We start from the raw sequence: 15,167 nt of genomic DNA, 5'->3' as shown, positions 1-15,167 counted from the left end.
GGGTGGCCACAGGCCCATTCTAGCGTAACAACTGTCTTATATCATGGGCCAAAGCCGACGCCTCGCTGGCATAGGGTTCATACACTCTGACTTTTCCCTCGCGGTCGAGCAGGTAGGACCCGGCGCTATGATCCATACTATAGCCGCCGCCCTGGGCCGGAACCCGCTGCGCCACGATCTTGTACTGGCGCAGAACCCGGGCGATGTCGCCCGCGCCGCCGGTCAGGCCGACGAAGCGCGGATCGAAATGCGGCACATAGGACGCGAGCACGGCCGGCGTATCGCGCTCGGGATCGACGCTCACGAACACCACCTGTACTTTATCGGCCGCATTTCCCAAAGCTTTCATCGCACGGGCATATTCAAGCATAGTCGTCGGACACACATCCGGGCAGTGCGTGTAGCCAAAAAAAAGCGCCACCACCTTGCCCCGGAACGAGGACAAGGTCCGCGGACGACCGCTCGCGTCGAGCAAGGTGAAGTCGCCGCCGATTCCCGGCGCCGCGCCGAGGTCGCTGCCTTTCACCGCCAGCGCCGCCGGCTCCGGCCCCGAGCAGGCGCCCAGGGCGAGCATCAGCACGGCCAGAGCGGCGGCCAAAGCGCGTTTCACGCGGTTTCCTCCGGACTCAACGGAAGCGCACCTGGCCATCTTCGATGGAATCGAGAATGGCCAGCGATTCGATGCGCACCCCGGAATCGGCCAGAACGTCGCGCCCGCCCTGGAACCCCTTCTCGATCACGATGCCGAGGCCGACCGGTATCGCCCCGGCGGCGCGGGTCAGCGAAATCAGCCCGCGTGCGGCATGGCCGTGCGCAAGAAAATCGTCGATGATCAGCACGCGCTCGCCTTCGAGCAGGTAGCGTTTTGACACGCGAACACGCGATACCTTCTGCTTGGTGAAGGAAAAGACATCCGCTTCGTAGGCTTCGGCATCGAGATTCAGACTTTCCGTCTTCTTGGCGAACACGACCGGCACATTGCCGAAGTAACGTGCCGCCATCACCGCCACCGCGATGCCGGAGGCTTCGATGGTCAGGATCTTGTCGACCTTCTCGCCGGCGAAGCGCTCGGCAAACGCCTGCCCCATTTCGTCGAGCAGCTCGACATCGAGCTGGTGGTTGAGAAAGTTGTCGACTTTCAGTACATAACCGTTCAATACGCGGCCGTCGGAAAGAATTTTCTGTTTCAGGCGTTCCATGGTCATTCACATCAAAGAGCGATAGATCGCCATCTTACACGTTGAGCCCGTTTTTCGTCCCGTCCTCGTACGGCAATTCCAATAATAAGGGTGCTCGCAGCCGGCGGCGCAGCGTATCCAGGTTTTCCTCATAAGCCGCCTGTCGCGGCACGATGCGGTTGGCGACCCAGCCGGCCAGCTCCATTCCATCGGCGGCAATGGCGGCGGCCGTCAACAAGGCATGGTTGATGGCGCCGAGTTTCATGCCGACCACGAGAATCACGGGCAGTTCGAGCGCGCGGGCCAGATCGGACATCGAGCCCGTGTCGGACAACGGGGCGTACCAGCCGCCCGCTCCTTCCACCACGACGGTATCGCACGCGGCGGCCAGTTCGCGGTAGCAGGTCCGGATATGGTCGAAATCGATGACGACGCCGGCCTGCCGCGCCGCGATATGCGGCGACAGCGGAGGCAGGAAGCGATAGGGATTCATCACCGCGTCTCCCGCCTGGCCGGTGGCGGCGGCCAGCCGCGCCACATCGTCGTTGAGCCAGCTGCCATCCGGCAGGACCTCGCAACCGGAGGCGATCGGCTTCATCGCGAGGATCCGTTGCCCGTCCTGCTGCCAGTGGCGAATCAGTTTCACCGCGCTATGCGTTTTTCCGATTTCCGTATCGGTGCCGGTAATGAAATAGCCTTTTCCCATCTCGTTTTCGTCCCGTCGAGGCGTTATCATACAAGGTCGCACACGTCTGCCGTGCCACACGGCGGCGAGCCGGCGACAGCCCGCCGCCCACCATTATCCCTTACAGGTCGTCGTTTCATGAACCCAGCCGAAGTCTTCAACCATTTGTCCGCAACCGGAAGCATGGTCTTTTTTGCGGTTGTGGCGGTGTTTTTCGTCGCCAATCTGCTCTACTACCGGACGTTGCAGCGCGCGATGAAGACCGTTTCCCCCGAGTTGCGGCCGTTCCCGCCGGCACTGGTCTGGCTGGCGCTGGTCCCGCTGATCGGCTTGTTCTGGTATATGGCCTATATCGTCTGGCTGTCCGTCGGCCTGCGCCGCGAATTGCGCAAGCGGACCCTGCCCGGCGACGGCGCCTTGTTCCTCAGCGTGATCACGGCGGCATTGTTCCTGCTGTGCCTGGTGCCCTACGGCAATGCGGCGGCGCTCGCTGCGCTGCCCGCTCTCGGCTGCTGGACCCTGCACTGGGTCAGGATGGCGACGCTGGCCAGACAGCTGTCCGAGCCGGACTATCTGCTGGTCGATTGAGGCCGCAAGGGAAGAGAAGAACTCCGGCGTTGCAACGACGCAACCGACCTCGTGGGTCGGTCGTCTGCCGCTGGGCCTCATGGGCCGGCGGAGAATCGGGTTTGCCTTGTGGGCCGGTCATGCCGGGAGCCAGCGCAGCAGAGTGATCGCCGGGGCCGGTTTGCAGCCTGGCTCTCCTTCTGCTGTGCGGGCTCCGATCCCTGCTCATCGACAACGGGACGGGGAAAACGATGAGCAGGGACGAGAAGCGCTTTACACCAGAAGTTGCGGGTTGACCCTTTCACTCCGGTTGGTCAGCTTGTTCAAGGCCGACAGATAGGCCTTGGCCGAGGCGACGATGATATCGGTATCGGCCCCCTGACCGTTGACGATGCGCCCGCCGAGAGACAGGCGGACGGTCACTTCGCCCTGCGACTCGGTGCCTTTGGTGATGGCATTGACCGAATACAGTTGCAGCTCGGCTCCGCTTTGCGCCACCGATTCGATAGCCTTGAACGCGGCGTCGACCGGGCCGGAACCGCTGCTTTCGACGTGCCGCTCGAGGCCGTCTTCGGAAAACACCAGCTCGGCATGCGGGGCTTCGCCGGTTTCGGTCTGGATCTTGAGCGAGATGAACTTGAAGTCTTCGCGCTCGTCGCCAACCCCCTCGCCATTGAGCAGGGCCTGCAGGTCTTCATCGAAAATTTCGCGCTTCTTGTCGGCCAGATCCTTGAAGCGGGCGAAGGCGGCGTTCAACGCTTCCTCGCCCTGCAACACGATCCCGAGTTCGGACAGCTTGCTGCGGAAGGCGTTTCGGCCGGACAACTTGCCCAGCGTCAGGCGGTTGTTAGACCAGCCGACGCTCTCGGCCGACATGATTTCATAGGTTTCGCGATGCTTGAGCACGCCATCCTGATGGATGCCGGACTCGTGCGAGAAGGCGTTCGCCCCGACGATGGCCTTGTTCGGCTGCACCGGGTAGCCGGTGATGGTCGACACCAGCTTCGAGGTCGGCACGATCTGGGTCGCGTCGATGCCGGTTTCCAGCCCGAACAGATCCTTGCGCGTCCTGACGGCCATCACGACTTCTTCCAGGCTGGCGTTGCCGGCGCGCTCGCCGAGGCCGTTGATCGTGCACTCGACCTGGCGCGCGCCCGCCTCGACCGCGGCCAGCGAATTGGCCACCGCCATGCCCAGATCGTTGTGGCAGTGCGTGGACCAGATGACCTTGTCGCTGTCCTGCACCCGCTCGATCAGGCTCGCCATGCGGCGGCCCCATTGCGACGGGGTCGAATAGCCGACGGTGTCGGGAACATTGATGGTACGCGCTCCGGCCTTGATGACGGCATCGAACACGCGAACCAGGAAATCCATATCGGAGCGTACGGCATCTTCGGCCGAAAACTCGACGTCGTCGGTATATTCGCGCGCCAGCGTCACCGCCTGCACGGCCGCCTCGACCACCTGGTCCGGCGTCATGCGCAGTTTTTTCTCCATGTGGATCGGGCTGGTCGCGATAAAGGTGTGGATGCGGCCGCGGGCCGCATTGCGGATCGCCTCGCCCGCCGCCCGGACATCGCGTTCGTTGGCGCGTGCCAGCGAACAGATGGTCGATTCTTTCACCACCTCGGCGATCGCCGCGATGGCCTCGGCATCTCCCGGACTGGCAGCGGCGAAACCGGCCTCGATGATGTCGACACCCAGCCGCTCCAGCTGACGCGCGATGCGGATTTTTTCATCGCGGGTCATGGAAGCGCCCGGACTTTGCTCTCCATCGCGCAAGGTCGTGTCGAAAATGAACAAGCGATCGCCCATAGTGATGCCTTTCCCTGTTGCCGACGCCGTCGACGCCGTCAGATAGTCGCCAAAATCGAACCGTCTTCCCTGTCCGGCCGCCAACTGCGCCAGCTTGTTGAGCTGAATCAGGGGCAGGCTGCCGCGCTCGCGCCACTTGTAGATGGCGGCACGCGACACAGGGTCTTCGGGGAAGGCGCGGTTGAGCGACTCGGCCAGCCGGCCGGGGCCGCCGAAATCGTCGATAAGTCGTTCGATGTCCAATTGCATGCCTGTCTCCGCCTTCTCGTTGATACCAGACTACCCATTTTCACAGCCAAGCGTCAAACACTATGTCTATTTAATTCTAAAAAATACTCAAAATCCGTGTCAGATTTCTCACAAACAGACATTTTGTCTAATTTGCACATAAAAATACCCGCCGACCAGGGGCGTTGCGACTGCGACTGCGACTGCGACTGCGACTGCGACTGCGACTGCGACTGCGACTGCGACTGCGACTGCGACTGCGACTGCGACTGCGACTGCGACTGCGGGCTTGCGGGGACCAGGGGTTTGTTGTCCGAGGGCGGTTGCTACGTCCGGTTAGCGGGAGTGTGTTGTCCGCGGGAGACTGCGGCATCGGTTCGTGGGGGGGGGGGACGTCCGCGGCCCGATGGCGAGGCGGCCTCCCCTTACACCAGGCGTGCGTCGGCATGGGCCCGCGACACGGGGGTGTGCCCGTGCATGAGCAGGAAGCGGGGGAGGACTCGTCGCCCGAGCGGCAGCCGCGGACATGGCCCGCGGCCGGCGATCAGAGCGGTTCGGACGGGGCCGCCGGGCGACGGCGGCGCAGCAGGGACACCAGGGCGCCGATATAGCCGGACAGGCTGTAACAGAGAAAGAAAGCGAACATGACCAGGGGCGGGGTCGACACCAGCAGCAGGATCGCCAGCAACAGCAGCAATAGCGCAAAAAACGGCACCTTGCGCCGGACATGCAGCTCCTTGAAGCTCCAGAAGCGCACATTGGTGACCATCGAAATCCCGGCCAGCGCCGTCAACAGCAGCGCCACCAGATTGATGTGCGCGAGTTCGGCATAGCCATAGGCGTGGCAGACCCAGACCAGTCCGGCCACGACCGCGGCGGCGGCCGGGCTCGGCAGCCCGGTGAACCAGCGCTTGTCGGCGCTGCCGAGCATGGTATTGAAGCGCGCGAGCCGCAGCGCCGCGCCCGCACAATAGATGAAGGCAATCATCCAGCCGAGCTTGCCGAAGGAGCGCAACTGCCACTCATACGCGACCAGGGCCGGCGCCACGCCGAAACTGACCATATCGGAAAGGCTGTCGAACTCGGCGCCGAATGCGCTCTGGCTATGCGTGATGCGCGCCACGCGGCCATCGAGGCCATCCAGCACCATGGCGACGAAAATGGCTTCGGCCGCCAGTTCGAAATTCAGGTTCATCGCCTGGACGATGGCATAGAAACCGGCAAACAGCGCCGCCAGGGTGAACAGATTGGGCAGCAGATAGATACTTTGCCGTGCAAGCGGCGTCCTGGAACTCGGCATCGGTAGGGCCCGTAAATGCCGGGGCGAAACCGCCCCGGACCGGATCAGGCCAGCGCGGCCAGGACGGTTTCGGTCGCGCGGACCTTGTCGCCGATGGCGACGCGGACCTGGGCGTCAAGCGGCAGATAGACATCGACGCGGGAACCGAAGCGGATGAAGCCGTACCGCTGGCCGCGCGTCAATTGCTCGCCCGGCCTGGCATAGCACAAGATGCGCCGTGCGACGAGACCGGCGATCTGGACGAAAGTGATCGCCACGCCTTCGGGGGTCTTGAGCAGCACCGCATTGCGCTCGTTCTCCAGCGAAGCCTTGGCCATGGCGGCGTTGAGGAAGCTGCCGGAGTGATATTCGACTTTTTCGACCACGCCATCGACCGGGCTGCGGTTGGAATGGACATTGAACACATTCATGAACACGCTGATCTTGAGCGCTTCGCAGTGGCGGTAGGGATCGGTCGCCTTTTCGATGACCACGATGCGGCCGTCGGCCGGCGACAACACGGCACGGGCATCGCTCGGCACCGTACGGCCCGGGTCGCGGAAAAACTGCAGCACGAACAGGGCGATGATCCACAGCGGCACCGACCACCAGCCGGCCAGCCACGTTGCTGCAAGGGCCACGGCCAGCGAGAGAAACAGGAACGGCCAGCCTTCGCGGGCAATGACGGGGTGCGGATAGTGAGAGGACATGCCTTCTCCAGTATTGGACAGGGAACCGTGCAGTATACCTGCGAGCTGCGCGAATTGAAAAAAAACGGGCGCGCGCCGGCTGGCGCACGCCCGTCTGACACGCATGGGGCTCAGTTCTTGGACTGGTCGACCAGCTTGTTCTTGGCGATCCACGGCATCATCGCGCGCAGCTCGGCGCCGACCGTTTCGATCGGGTGCAGGGCGTTCAGACGACGGCGGGCGGTCATGGCCGGGTAGTTGGTCTTGCCTTCCAGGATGAACATCTTCGCGTATTCGCCGGTCTGGATGCGCTTGAGCGCGTTCTTCATCGCCGCCTTGCTGGCGTCGGTGATGACTTCCGGGCCGGTCACATACTCGCCGTACTCGGCGTTATTGGACACCGAGTAGTTCATGTTCGCGATGCCGCCTTCGTAGATCAGGTCCACGATCAGCTTCATTTCGTGCAGGCACTCGAAGTAGGCCATTTCCGGCGCATAGCCGCCTTCGACCAGGGTTTCGAAGCCGGCCTTGATCAGTTCGACCACGCCGCCACACAGCACGGCCTGCTCGCCGAACAGGTCGGTTTCGGTCTCTTCGCCGAAGCTGGTCTCGATCACGCCGCCCTTGGTGCCGCCATTGGCCGCCGCATAGGACAGCGCGATATCGCGCGCCTTGCCCGATTTGTCCTGATGCACCGCGATCAGGGACGGCACGCCGCCGCCCTTGACGAACTCGGAACGCACGGTGTGGCCCGGGCCTTTCGGCGCAACCATGATCACGTCCAGGTCTTCGCGCGGAACGATCTGGTTGTAGTGGACGTTGAAGCCGTGGGCGAAGGCCAGCGCAGCGCCCTTCTTGATGTTCGGCGCGATCTCGTTGTTGTAGACGTCAGGCTGCGACTCGTCCGGCAGCAGGATCATCACCACGTCGGCCTTTTTCACCGCTTCGGCGACTTCCTTGACCTTGTGGCCGGCCGCTTCGGCCTTTTTCCACGATGCGCCGTCGCGACGCAGGCCGACGACGACTTCGACGCCCGAATCCTTCAGGTTCTGCGCATGGGCATGCCCTTGCGAACCATAGCCGATGATGGCGACTTTCTTGTCTTTGATGATCGAAAGGTCAGCGTCTTTATCGTAATAAACTTTCATTTGAATCCTCTTTTCTCCGGACCGGCGCCACGCCGGTCCGATGATGTTTCGTCTTAAATTTTCAGAACCCGTTCACCCCGACCGATGCCGGATGCGCCAGTACGGACCGTTTCCAGGATCACTGCACGGTCGATTGCCTCGATAAAGGCATTCAGCTTGTCGCTCGTTCCAGTCAGCTCGATGGTGTAAGTCTTTTCCGTCACGTCGATGATGCGGCCGCGGAAGATATCGGCCATGCGCTTCATCTCCTCGCGATCCTTGCCGGTGGCACGCACCTTGATCAACATCATCTCGCGCTCGATGTGCTCGGATTCGTTGAGGTCAATCACCTTGACCACCTCGATCAGCTTGTTGAGCTGCTTGGTGATCTGTTCCACGACGTCGTCCGAACCGTGAGTGACGATCGTCATGCGCGACAGCGTCGAGTCCTCGGTCGTCGCCACTGTCAGTGAATCGATGTTGTAAGCCCGGGCCGAAAACAGGCCCACCACGCGGGACAGCGCGCCCGCTTCGTTTTCAAGTAGGATGGATAGGATATGTCGCATGGTCCGGCCTCAGCACATGTTTCCGTAATCACGGTTGTTCTCGAGCGGAGCCTGCTGGATATCGCTCATGTGCGCGGGCAAGTCCATCTGATCCAGCCCTTTTCCATTCTGCACCATCGGGAATACATTTTCCGATTGGTCGGTAATGAAATCCATGAACACCAGCCGTTCCTTCTGCGCGAACGCTTCCCGCAACGCGGGCTCCACATCGGCCGGACGCTCGATGCGCATGCCGACATGGCCGTAGGCTTCCGCCAGCTTGACGAAATCCGGCAAGGCGTCCATATACGACTCGGAGTAGCGGTTTCCGTAGAAGAACTCCTGCCACTGCCGCACCATGCCCAGATACCGGTTGTTCAAGGTCACAATCTTGACCGGAATGTGGTACTGCTTGCAAGTCGACAATTCCTGGATATTCATCTGGATCGACGCTTCACCGGTGATGCAGGCCACGGTCGCACCCGGATTCGCCAGTTGCACGCCCATCGCCGCCGGCAGACCGAAGCCCATCGTGCCGAGCCCGCCCGAATTGATCCAGCGGCGCGGTTCGTTGAATCCGTAGTACTGCGCAGCCCACATCTGATGCTGCCCGACGTCGGACGTCACGAAGGCGTCGCCACCGGTGACCTTGTGCAGCTGCTGCACGACGAACTGCGGCTTGATCAGCTCGTCGGACGGCTTGTACAACAGCGAATTGTACGAACGCCATTTATCGATCTGCTGCCACCAGCCGGCCAGGCCGTCGGGGGCGGGACGCGCACCAGACTGCCCGATCAGATCGAGCATATCGTGCAACACGTGCTTGGCATCGCCGACAATAGGGACATCGACTTTCACCCGCTTGGCGATGGACGACGGATCGACATCGATGTGGATGATTTTCTTGGGCTGCGACAGGAAGTGGGACGGAATGCTGATCACACGGTCGTCGAAACGCGCGCCGACGGCGATCAGCACATCACAGTACTGCATCGCCATATTGGCTTCGTAGGTGCCGTGCATGCCGAGCATGCCCAGACACTTGTCGCCGCTGCCCGGATAGGCGCCGAGCCCCATCAGCGTGTTGGTACACGGCAGACCGAGCCCGTCGACCAGCGCGCGCACCTCGTTCTCGGCATTGCCCTGCACCGCACCGCCGCCGATATAGACCAGCGGACGCCGCGCCTCCTTCAGCAAGGCCACCGCCTTGCGGATCTGCCCCGGGTGACCGCGCTTGACCGGCACGTAAGAGCGGATCGCCATTTCGGCCGGGTAGTCGAACTCGGTCAGCTGCTGGGTCACATCCTTGGGGATATCCACCACGACCGGGCCGGGACGACCGGATTGGGCAATGTAAAATGCTTTTTTGATGGTTACGGCAAGATCTTTGACGTCTTTTACCAAAAAATTATGCTTTACGCATGGACGGGTAATCCCGACCATGTCCACTTCCTGAAATGCATCGAGCCCGATCGCCGGGGTCGACACCTGGCCGGACAGCACCACCATCGGAATGGAATCCATATAGGCGGTAGCGATGCCGGTTACGGCATTGGTCGCTCCCGGCCCGGATGTCACTAGAGCCACGCCAACCTTGTGGCTGGAGCGTGAATAGCCATCGGCGGCATGAACCGCCGCCTGCTCGTGCCGAACCAGAACATGCTTGAAATGGCTCTGCTTGAAGATGGCATCGTATATTTCGAGAACCGCGCCGCCGGGGTAGCCGAATACAAACTCGACTCCTTCCTCCTGCAGGCAGCGGACCACTATCTCCGCGCCCGATCTCTGCATCTTTGCCTCTTTATCCGTTGTAATAACATTTTCATCCCGTTGTATTAGAACAACTTAGCGTATCCGGGGAAACATGGTCAAGACCTTTGTGCACTTGCAAAAACCTGGGTAAACCGCCGGAAAAAGAGGGAAAAACCCGGCACTGGCCGATATGGCTGCGCTCTGCTACCATCTAGCGTCAAGTCGGGTCGTCATGGCCCGTACCAGCCCGGTTCAAGCCATCATGTCCACCGCCCCGAACACCCGCCCCGGCCTCGCCCGCTGTGCCGCCTGCCTGTGCTACGAATCCCTGCTGCTCATCGCGCTGCTGCTGGTCGCGACGGCGCTGTTCACCGCCCTGGCGCACGCGCTCGGGCCGCTGCCCTGGCAACTGCCGATCCTGCGGCTGCTGCTGCTGGGGGTCGTGTTCGCCTATTTCGGACTGTCATGGGTGAAGAACGGGCAGACCGTGGCGATGAAAGCCTGGGGCATACGGCTGGTTGGCGCGGACGGCGCGCCGCTCGGCTGGCGCCAGGCCGGCTTGCGTTTCGCCATCGCCGTCTGTCTGGTGGTCGGCCTGCCGGCGCTGGCCTACGCCGGCAGCCTGCGCGGCCATGGCCACGCCTCGGCGCCCCTGGCCCTGCTATGGGGGCTGGCCACCTTCGTTTTCGGCGGATTGGACCCGCAACGGCGATTTCTGCACGACCGCCTGGCCGGCACGCGCTTGCAATTGGTTCCCAAGCGCACGCGCGGCGTGCCGGATCAGGCCTCGGGCCTGCGGTAGACTTCGCGGCCGGCGACCCAGGTCGCGGCCACGGTGCGGTCGTCTCCGAGCGTCATCAGCACGAACAGCATTTCGGCGAGGCTCTCGGCATGGCGCAGGCGGAATTCGAGCAGGGCTGTCGCCTTGAGGTCGAGAACGACCAGATCGGCCTCCAGCCCGGCGGCGATCCCCCCGACCCGCCGCTCCAGCCCGAGCGCCTCGGCCGCGCCGCGCGTGGCGAGGTAGAAGGCTTGCGCGCTCGACAGGGCGAAACCGCAGGCTTGAGCGGCCTTGTAAGCCTCGTTCAGTGTCACCAGCGGCGACAGGCTGGTGCCGGCTCCCACGTCGCTCGACAGCCCGACTCGCACCGGCCGCCGGGCCGCGCGCGCGCGGCGCAGATTGAACACGCCCGAGCCGAGAAAGAAATTCGACGTCGGGCAATGTGCGATGGCGCTGCCGCTGTCGTACAGGCGCTCGAGTTCATCCTCGCCCAGATGGATCCCGTGTCCATAGATCGCGCGCTCGCGCAGCAGGCCGAAGTGTTCGTAGACCGCGGTATAACTGGCATGCTCGTGAAACAGCCGCCGGACCCACTCGACTTCGGCCATGTTCTCGGCCAGGTGCGACTGGATCGGTACATCGGGAAATTCGCGCGCCAGCGCCCCCAGCGCTTCGAGTTGCTCCGGCGACGAGGTCGGTGCGAAACGCGGCGTCAGGGCGTATTCGGCGCGGCCGCGTCCGTGCCATTTTTCCATCAGCGCCCGCGACTCGTCATAGGCACGCTGCGGGGTGTCGAGCAGGGCCGGTGGCGCATGGCGGTCCATGCACACCTTGCCGGCGATCATGCGCATATCGAAGGCGGCGGCGGCATCGAGCAGCGCATCGACAGAATGCGGATGGACGGTCGCGAAGACCGCCGCCGTGGTCACTCCGTTCTGCAGCAGCTGCCGCACAAACAGAGAGGCGACGTCATCGGCATGGCGACGATCGGCGAAGCCCTGCTCGACCGGGAAGGTGTAGGTGTTCAACCAGTCGATCAACTGCTCGCCGAAAGCCCCCATCATCTCCAGTTGCGGATAATGGGTGTGGCAATCGATAAAACCGGGAAGGATCAGGCTATCGCGGTAATGATGCACATCGGCGTCCGCGGGCAGCGTCGGCAGCAGGTCGGCGGCGGCGCCGACAGCCTGGATGCGGCCATCGGCGAAGATGGCCAGGCCATCGGGCCGGTAGTCGAGGCAATCGTCGCCTTCGTTCAGAAAGGGATCCCCCCTGAAGCTGAGCATGGCGCCACGCATGGCTGTTGTCATCGACCTCTCCGATCTGCTGTGTCCCGCCCGCCGCACGGCATGGCTTCTCTCAAGTAACTTCAAGTCAAATTACTTTATATGAAGATACTCAGTCAATAAATTCTTCACGTGGTAAAAAGAAAACGTCATCTCGTGATAGGCTTGAGCCTCGCCAGGAGCCCGCACGCCGGCATCGCTTGCCGCGCAAGAGGGCTCCCAGTCCCTTTACCTGCAAAGAATCGCCATGCAAGACACATTCGACAAAATCGACCTCATCGTTGAACGCTGGCGCACGGTGCGCCCGGATCTCGACCCGGCCTCGACCGAAGTCATCGGTCGTATCGTACGGATGGAATATTTCATTACCCGGCGCGTCTTGCAAGATCTGGCCCGTCATGGCATCAACGTCGGCGAATTCGACGTCCTCGCCGCGCTGCGACGTTGCGGCGAACCGTTCCAGCTGTCGCCCAACCAGCTGCAGAATATGGTCCTGATTTCTTCCGGAGCGCTGACCAACCGCATCAACCGCCTGGAAATGGCCGGACTGGTGCGACGGACGCCGGATCCGACCGACCGGCGCGGCGTCATCGTCACGCTGACCGCGCGCGGTTTCGAAGTCATCGAGGACGCGGCCGGGCATCATCTGGCCGCCGAGGCGGAATTGCTCGAGCCGCTGAATGCGGAAGAACGCGTCCAGATGGCGCACCTGCTGAAAAAACTGCTGCAGGTGCAGGAGGATTAACGCCTGCGCGCGCGGCTAGGGCCACTTCCAGCGGCCATGCCAGGCGGCGAACACGCGCTCGGGATAGTCGCGCTCGCCCAGGCTGCCGTTATAGCGCCCTAGCGCGCGATACAGATCGCCGTTTTCGCGGTCCAGATAGTAGCGCAGGATCGTGCAGCCATAACGCAGATTGGTCGTCAGATCGAACAGATTGTGGCTGGCGTCGCCGATGCTGCGCACCCAGAACGGCATCACCTGCATCAGTCCGCGCGCCCCCGCCGTCGACACCGCGTATTTGTGAAACCCGCTTTCCACCTCGATCAGGCCGAGCACCAGTTGCGGGTCGAGTCCGGCCCGCTTCGCCTCATACTGGATCGTCGTCAACACGCGCAACCGCATCCACTCGTCGGGAACCCGCGTCGCAAGCCGGCGCGACATTGCGCCCAACCACGCCTGCCCGCTCGCGGCATCGTCGAAAACCAGACGCGGCGCATTGACCGCGTCGATAGAGCGGTGCAGGCCGCTGGCCACGCTGAAAGACAGGGCTTCCTCGCGTTGCGCACCGGCCAGGGCCGCCTCTGCGGCCAGCAGAAGCAGGCCGCAGAGCGCCGCCTTAGCGACCGAGACGGTCCAGGAGATGCGCACGCACCGCATCATAGGCGATACCGGTGGCGGCGCTGTCGCGGCGGTTCTGGTACTCGACCTGGCCTTCCTTCAGGCCGCGATCGCCGATCACCACCCGATGCGGAATGCCCATCAGCTCGGAATCGGCCAATAGCACGCCCGGACGTTCTTCGCGATCATCGAGCAGCACGTCGACGCCGGCCGCGCGCAACTCGGCGTACAGGCGGTCGGCCGCATCGCGCACCGCGTCGCTGCGCGCGTACCCCATCGGCACGATGACCACGGTAAACGGCGCCATCGCATCGGTGAAGATGATGCCACGCTCATCGAAGCTCTGCTCGATGGCGGCGGCGACGATGCGCGATACGCCGATGCCGTAGCACCCCATTTCCATCACCTGCAACTTGCCGTCGCGGTTGAGGAAGGTGCAGCCCATCGGTTCGGCGTACTTGGTGCGCAGCTGGAAGACATGGCCGACTTCGATGCCGCGGCACAACTGCAGCAGGCCCTTGCCGCACGGCGACGGATCGCCGGCAACGACATTGCGGATGTCGAGGACTTCGGGCTCGGGGCAATCGCGGCCGAAGTTGACGCCGCCGAGGTGGTACTCGTCCTCGTTTGCGCCGACGATCATGTCGGCCATCGCCGCCACGGTGCGGTCGGCGATCACGCGGCCCTTGAAGCCGACGGGGCCGAGCGAACCCGGGTTCGCGCCGAAGGCCGCGCGGATGCTGTCGGGCGTGGCCATGGTCAGCGGCGAGCGGATGCCCGCGATTTTCTCGGCCTTGACTTCATTGAGTTCATGGTCGCCCCGTACCAGCATCAGGACGGCTTCGCCCTCTTCGCCTTCGACCACCACCGCCTTGACGGTGCGGGTGGCATCGACGCCGAGGAAAGCCGCCAGATCGGCGATGGTCTTGACTCCCGGCGTGTGGATGCGGCTCATGGCGCCGGCCGCGGCCGGACGCGCAGCGGTCGGCGCGAGCGCTTCGGCCAGTTCGATATTGGCGGCGTAGTCAGAATCGGGGCAGAAGGCGATCAGGTCTTCGCCCGAATCGGCCAGTACCTGGAATTCATGCGAACCGGTACCGCCGATGGAACCGGTATCGGCGGCGACGGCACGGAACTGGAGCCCGAGGCGGGTGAAGATCCGGCAGTACGCGTCATACATGCAATGGTAGGTCTGCAACAGACTGTCAAAGTCAGCATGGAAAGAATAAGCATCTTTCATGATGAATTCGCGCGCGCGCATCACGCCAAAACGCGGGCGGACCTCGTCGCGGAACTTGGTCTGGATCTGGAACAGATTCTTGGGCAATTGCTTGTAGCTGTTGATTTCCTTGCGCACGATATCGGTCACCACTTCTTCGTGCGTCGGCCCGACGCAGAATTCGCGCTCGTGCCTATCCTTGATACGCAACAGTTCCTTGCCGTAGAACTCCCAACGGCCGGATTCCTGCCACAGCTCGGCCGGCTGCACCGCCGGCATCAGCAGTTCGACCGAGCCGGCCGCGTTCATTTCTTCGCGCACGATGGCTTCGACCTTGCGCAATACGCGCAGGCCCAGCGGCATCCAGGAATAGAGGCCCGACGCCAGGCGCTTGATCAGCCCGGCGCGCAGCATCAGCTTATGACTGGGAAGTTCGGCCTCGGAAGGGGCTTCCTTGAGGGTAGACAGGAAAAACTGCGAAGCACGCATGAAGGGACGTCCTTGGAAAATCGGCTAGATGACCCGGATTGTAACGTTTCGCGGAGAGCCGGGGAACTGTCGCGCCAACGGCGCACTTGACCGGCATCAGAATACGCACAAGCGGCGGCGACTACACTGACTGGCTTTTCCGGGCGAGTCTGCCACACTTTACCTTTCGTCTACGACAACAAAACCGG

General features: G+C 62.8%; 14 protein-coding genes and 1 pseudogene. 3 read left to right on the top strand and 12 right to left on the bottom strand.

Translation table 11 applies throughout. The features are described 5' to 3' along the window. Positions 1 to 19 precede the first annotated feature (19 nt). Genes G520_RS0120630 through bioD form a run of 3 tightly spaced genes read right to left on the bottom strand, consistent with a single transcriptional unit; the run spans position 20 to position 1,884 of the window. Entirely contained in the window at positions 20 to 610 is a 591-nt protein-coding gene (locus tag G520_RS0120630) for an SCO family protein (RefSeq protein ID WP_028537318.1), read from the bottom strand. Positions 611 to 626: 16 nt separating this feature from the next. Further along, complete coding sequence (locus G520_RS0120625) at positions 627 to 1,199, bottom strand: xanthine phosphoribosyltransferase (protein ID WP_028537317.1); 573 nt, start codon at positions 1,197 to 1,199, stop codon at positions 627 to 629. Between the two features lie 34 nt (positions 1,200 to 1,233). Then, positions 1,234 to 1,884, bottom strand: coding sequence for a dethiobiotin synthase (gene bioD / locus G520_RS0120620; protein ID WP_028537316.1), 651 nt, complete (start codon positions 1,882 to 1,884; stop codon positions 1,234 to 1,236). Positions 1,885 to 2,001: 117 nt separating this feature from the next. Between bioD and G520_RS0120615 the strand changes: the two genes are divergently transcribed. Beyond that, positions 2,002 to 2,451 carry a hypothetical protein gene (locus G520_RS0120615; RefSeq protein WP_156877026.1) on the top strand — a complete coding sequence of 150 codons (450 nt, stop codon included), beginning with the start codon at positions 2,002 to 2,004 and terminating at the stop codon, positions 2,449 to 2,451. A 252-nt stretch (positions 2,452 to 2,703) separates the two neighbouring features. On the opposite strand, the gene G520_RS0120610 is transcribed toward G520_RS0120615, so the two are convergent. The 6 genes and pseudogenes from G520_RS0120610 to ilvB all read right to left on the bottom strand — a co-directional run bounded on the left by G520_RS0120610 (position 2,704) and on the right by ilvB (position 9,904). Next, positions 2,704 to 4,494, bottom strand: coding sequence for a 2-isopropylmalate synthase (locus tag G520_RS0120610; RefSeq protein ID WP_028537314.1), 1,791 nt, complete (start codon positions 4,492 to 4,494; stop codon positions 2,704 to 2,706). Between the two features lie 523 nt (positions 4,495 to 5,017). Beyond that, positions 5,018 to 5,773 (bottom strand): CDP-diacylglycerol--serine O-phosphatidyltransferase, encoded by a 756-nt coding sequence (pssA, locus tag G520_RS0120605; RefSeq protein ID WP_036666720.1) that lies wholly within the window; start codon positions 5,771 to 5,773, stop codon positions 5,018 to 5,020. A gap of 50 nt (positions 5,774 to 5,823) precedes the next feature. After that, positions 5,824 to 6,462: pseudogene (locus G520_RS0120600) on the bottom strand (phosphatidylserine decarboxylase); the annotation flags it as partial. Positions 6,463 to 6,572: 110 nt separating this feature from the next. Beyond that, positions 6,573 to 7,589 carry a ketol-acid reductoisomerase gene (gene ilvC / locus G520_RS0120595; RefSeq protein WP_028537311.1) on the bottom strand — a complete coding sequence of 339 codons (1,017 nt, stop codon included), beginning with the start codon at positions 7,587 to 7,589 and terminating at the stop codon, positions 6,573 to 6,575. A gap of 53 nt (positions 7,590 to 7,642) precedes the next feature. Then, the gene (gene ilvN, locus G520_RS0120590; protein WP_028537310.1) at positions 7,643 to 8,134 is read right to left on the bottom strand and encodes an acetolactate synthase small subunit; all 492 of its coding nucleotides are present in this window, start codon (positions 8,132 to 8,134) and stop codon (positions 7,643 to 7,645) included. A gap of 9 nt (positions 8,135 to 8,143) precedes the next feature. Further along, on the bottom strand, positions 8,144 to 9,904 hold the full coding sequence (ilvB, locus tag G520_RS0120585; RefSeq protein ID WP_028537309.1) for a biosynthetic-type acetolactate synthase large subunit: 1,761 nt from the start codon (positions 9,902 to 9,904) through the stop codon (positions 8,144 to 8,146). 193 nt (positions 9,905 to 10,097) lie between these two features. Between ilvB and G520_RS0120580 the strand changes: the two genes are divergently transcribed. Then, positions 10,098 to 10,667, top strand: coding sequence for an RDD family protein (locus G520_RS0120580; protein ID WP_246542713.1), 570 nt, complete (start codon positions 10,098 to 10,100; stop codon positions 10,665 to 10,667). On the opposite strand, the gene guaD is transcribed toward G520_RS0120580, so the two are convergent. Further along, positions 10,646 to 11,956 carry a guanine deaminase gene (gene guaD, locus G520_RS0120575; protein WP_028537307.1) on the bottom strand — a complete coding sequence of 437 codons (1,311 nt, stop codon included), beginning with the start codon at positions 11,954 to 11,956 and terminating at the stop codon, positions 10,646 to 10,648. The two genes, G520_RS0120580 and guaD, sit on opposite strands and share 22 nt — an antisense overlap. A gap of 223 nt (positions 11,957 to 12,179) precedes the next feature. Between guaD and G520_RS0120570 the strand changes: the two genes are divergently transcribed. Next, positions 12,180 to 12,677: a MarR family winged helix-turn-helix transcriptional regulator gene (locus G520_RS0120570; protein WP_028537306.1), complete on the top strand. Its 498-nt coding sequence runs from the start codon at positions 12,180 to 12,182 to the stop codon at positions 12,675 to 12,677. A 15-nt stretch (positions 12,678 to 12,692) separates the two neighbouring features. Here the strand turns inward: G520_RS0120570 and G520_RS0120565 are convergent, their stop codons facing one another. Both G520_RS0120565 and G520_RS0120560 read right to left on the bottom strand, forming a co-directional pair. Next, positions 12,693 to 13,310 (bottom strand): lytic transglycosylase domain-containing protein, encoded by a 618-nt coding sequence (locus tag G520_RS0120565; protein WP_156877027.1) that lies wholly within the window; start codon positions 13,308 to 13,310, stop codon positions 12,693 to 12,695. Then, on the bottom strand, positions 13,270 to 14,979 hold the full coding sequence (locus G520_RS0120560; protein ID WP_028537304.1) for a proline--tRNA ligase: 1,710 nt from the start codon (positions 14,977 to 14,979) through the stop codon (positions 13,270 to 13,272). The genes G520_RS0120565 and G520_RS0120560 overlap by 41 nt, the downstream gene beginning before the upstream one ends. Positions 14,980 to 15,167: the final 188 nt, after the last annotated feature.

Origin of the sequence: Paludibacterium yongneupense DSM 18731 (genome assembly GCF_000422925.1) — a bacterium.
In the GTDB taxonomy this organism is placed as follows: Bacteria; Pseudomonadota; Gammaproteobacteria; order Burkholderiales; family Chromobacteriaceae; genus Paludibacterium; species Paludibacterium yongneupense.
This window is presented reverse-complemented; position numbering and strand designations above follow the sequence as displayed.

Excerpts from the sequence above, each read along its gene's own strand:
- G520_RS0120625 (WP_028537317.1), bottom strand. The coding sequence starts at position 1,199 with ATGGAACGCCTGAAACAGAAAATTCTTTCCGACGGCCGCGTATTGAAC.
- bioD (WP_028537316.1), bottom strand. The coding sequence starts at position 1,884 with ATGGGAAAAGGCTATTTCATTACCGGCACCGATACGGAAATCGGAAAA.
- G520_RS0120615 (WP_156877026.1), top strand. The coding sequence starts at position 2,002 with ATGAACCCAGCCGAAGTCTTCAACCATTTGTCCGCAACCGGAAGCATG.
- G520_RS0120610 (WP_028537314.1), bottom strand. The coding sequence starts at position 4,494 with ATGCAATTGGACATCGAACGACTTATCGACGATTTCGGCGGCCCCGGC.
- pssA (WP_036666720.1), bottom strand. The coding sequence starts at position 5,773 with ATGCCGAGTTCCAGGACGCCGCTTGCACGGCAAAGTATCTATCTGCTG.
- ilvC (WP_028537311.1), bottom strand. The coding sequence starts at position 7,589 with ATGAAAGTTTATTACGATAAAGACGCTGACCTTTCGATCATCAAAGAC.
- ilvN (WP_028537310.1), bottom strand. The coding sequence starts at position 8,134 with ATGCGACATATCCTATCCATCCTACTTGAAAACGAAGCGGGCGCGCTG.
- ilvB (WP_028537309.1), bottom strand. The coding sequence starts at position 9,904 with ATGCAGAGATCGGGCGCGGAGATAGTGGTCCGCTGCCTGCAGGAGGAA.
- G520_RS0120580 (WP_246542713.1), top strand. The coding sequence starts at position 10,098 with ATGGCCCGTACCAGCCCGGTTCAAGCCATCATGTCCACCGCCCCGAAC.
- guaD (WP_028537307.1), bottom strand. The coding sequence starts at position 11,956 with ATGACAACAGCCATGCGTGGCGCCATGCTCAGCTTCAGGGGGGATCCC.
- G520_RS0120570 (WP_028537306.1), top strand. The coding sequence starts at position 12,180 with ATGCAAGACACATTCGACAAAATCGACCTCATCGTTGAACGCTGGCGC.
- G520_RS0120565 (WP_156877027.1), bottom strand. The coding sequence starts at position 13,310 with ATGCGGTGCGTGCGCATCTCCTGGACCGTCTCGGTCGCTAAGGCGGCG.
- G520_RS0120560 (WP_028537304.1), bottom strand. The coding sequence starts at position 14,979 with ATGCGTGCTTCGCAGTTTTTCCTGTCTACCCTCAAGGAAGCCCCTTCC.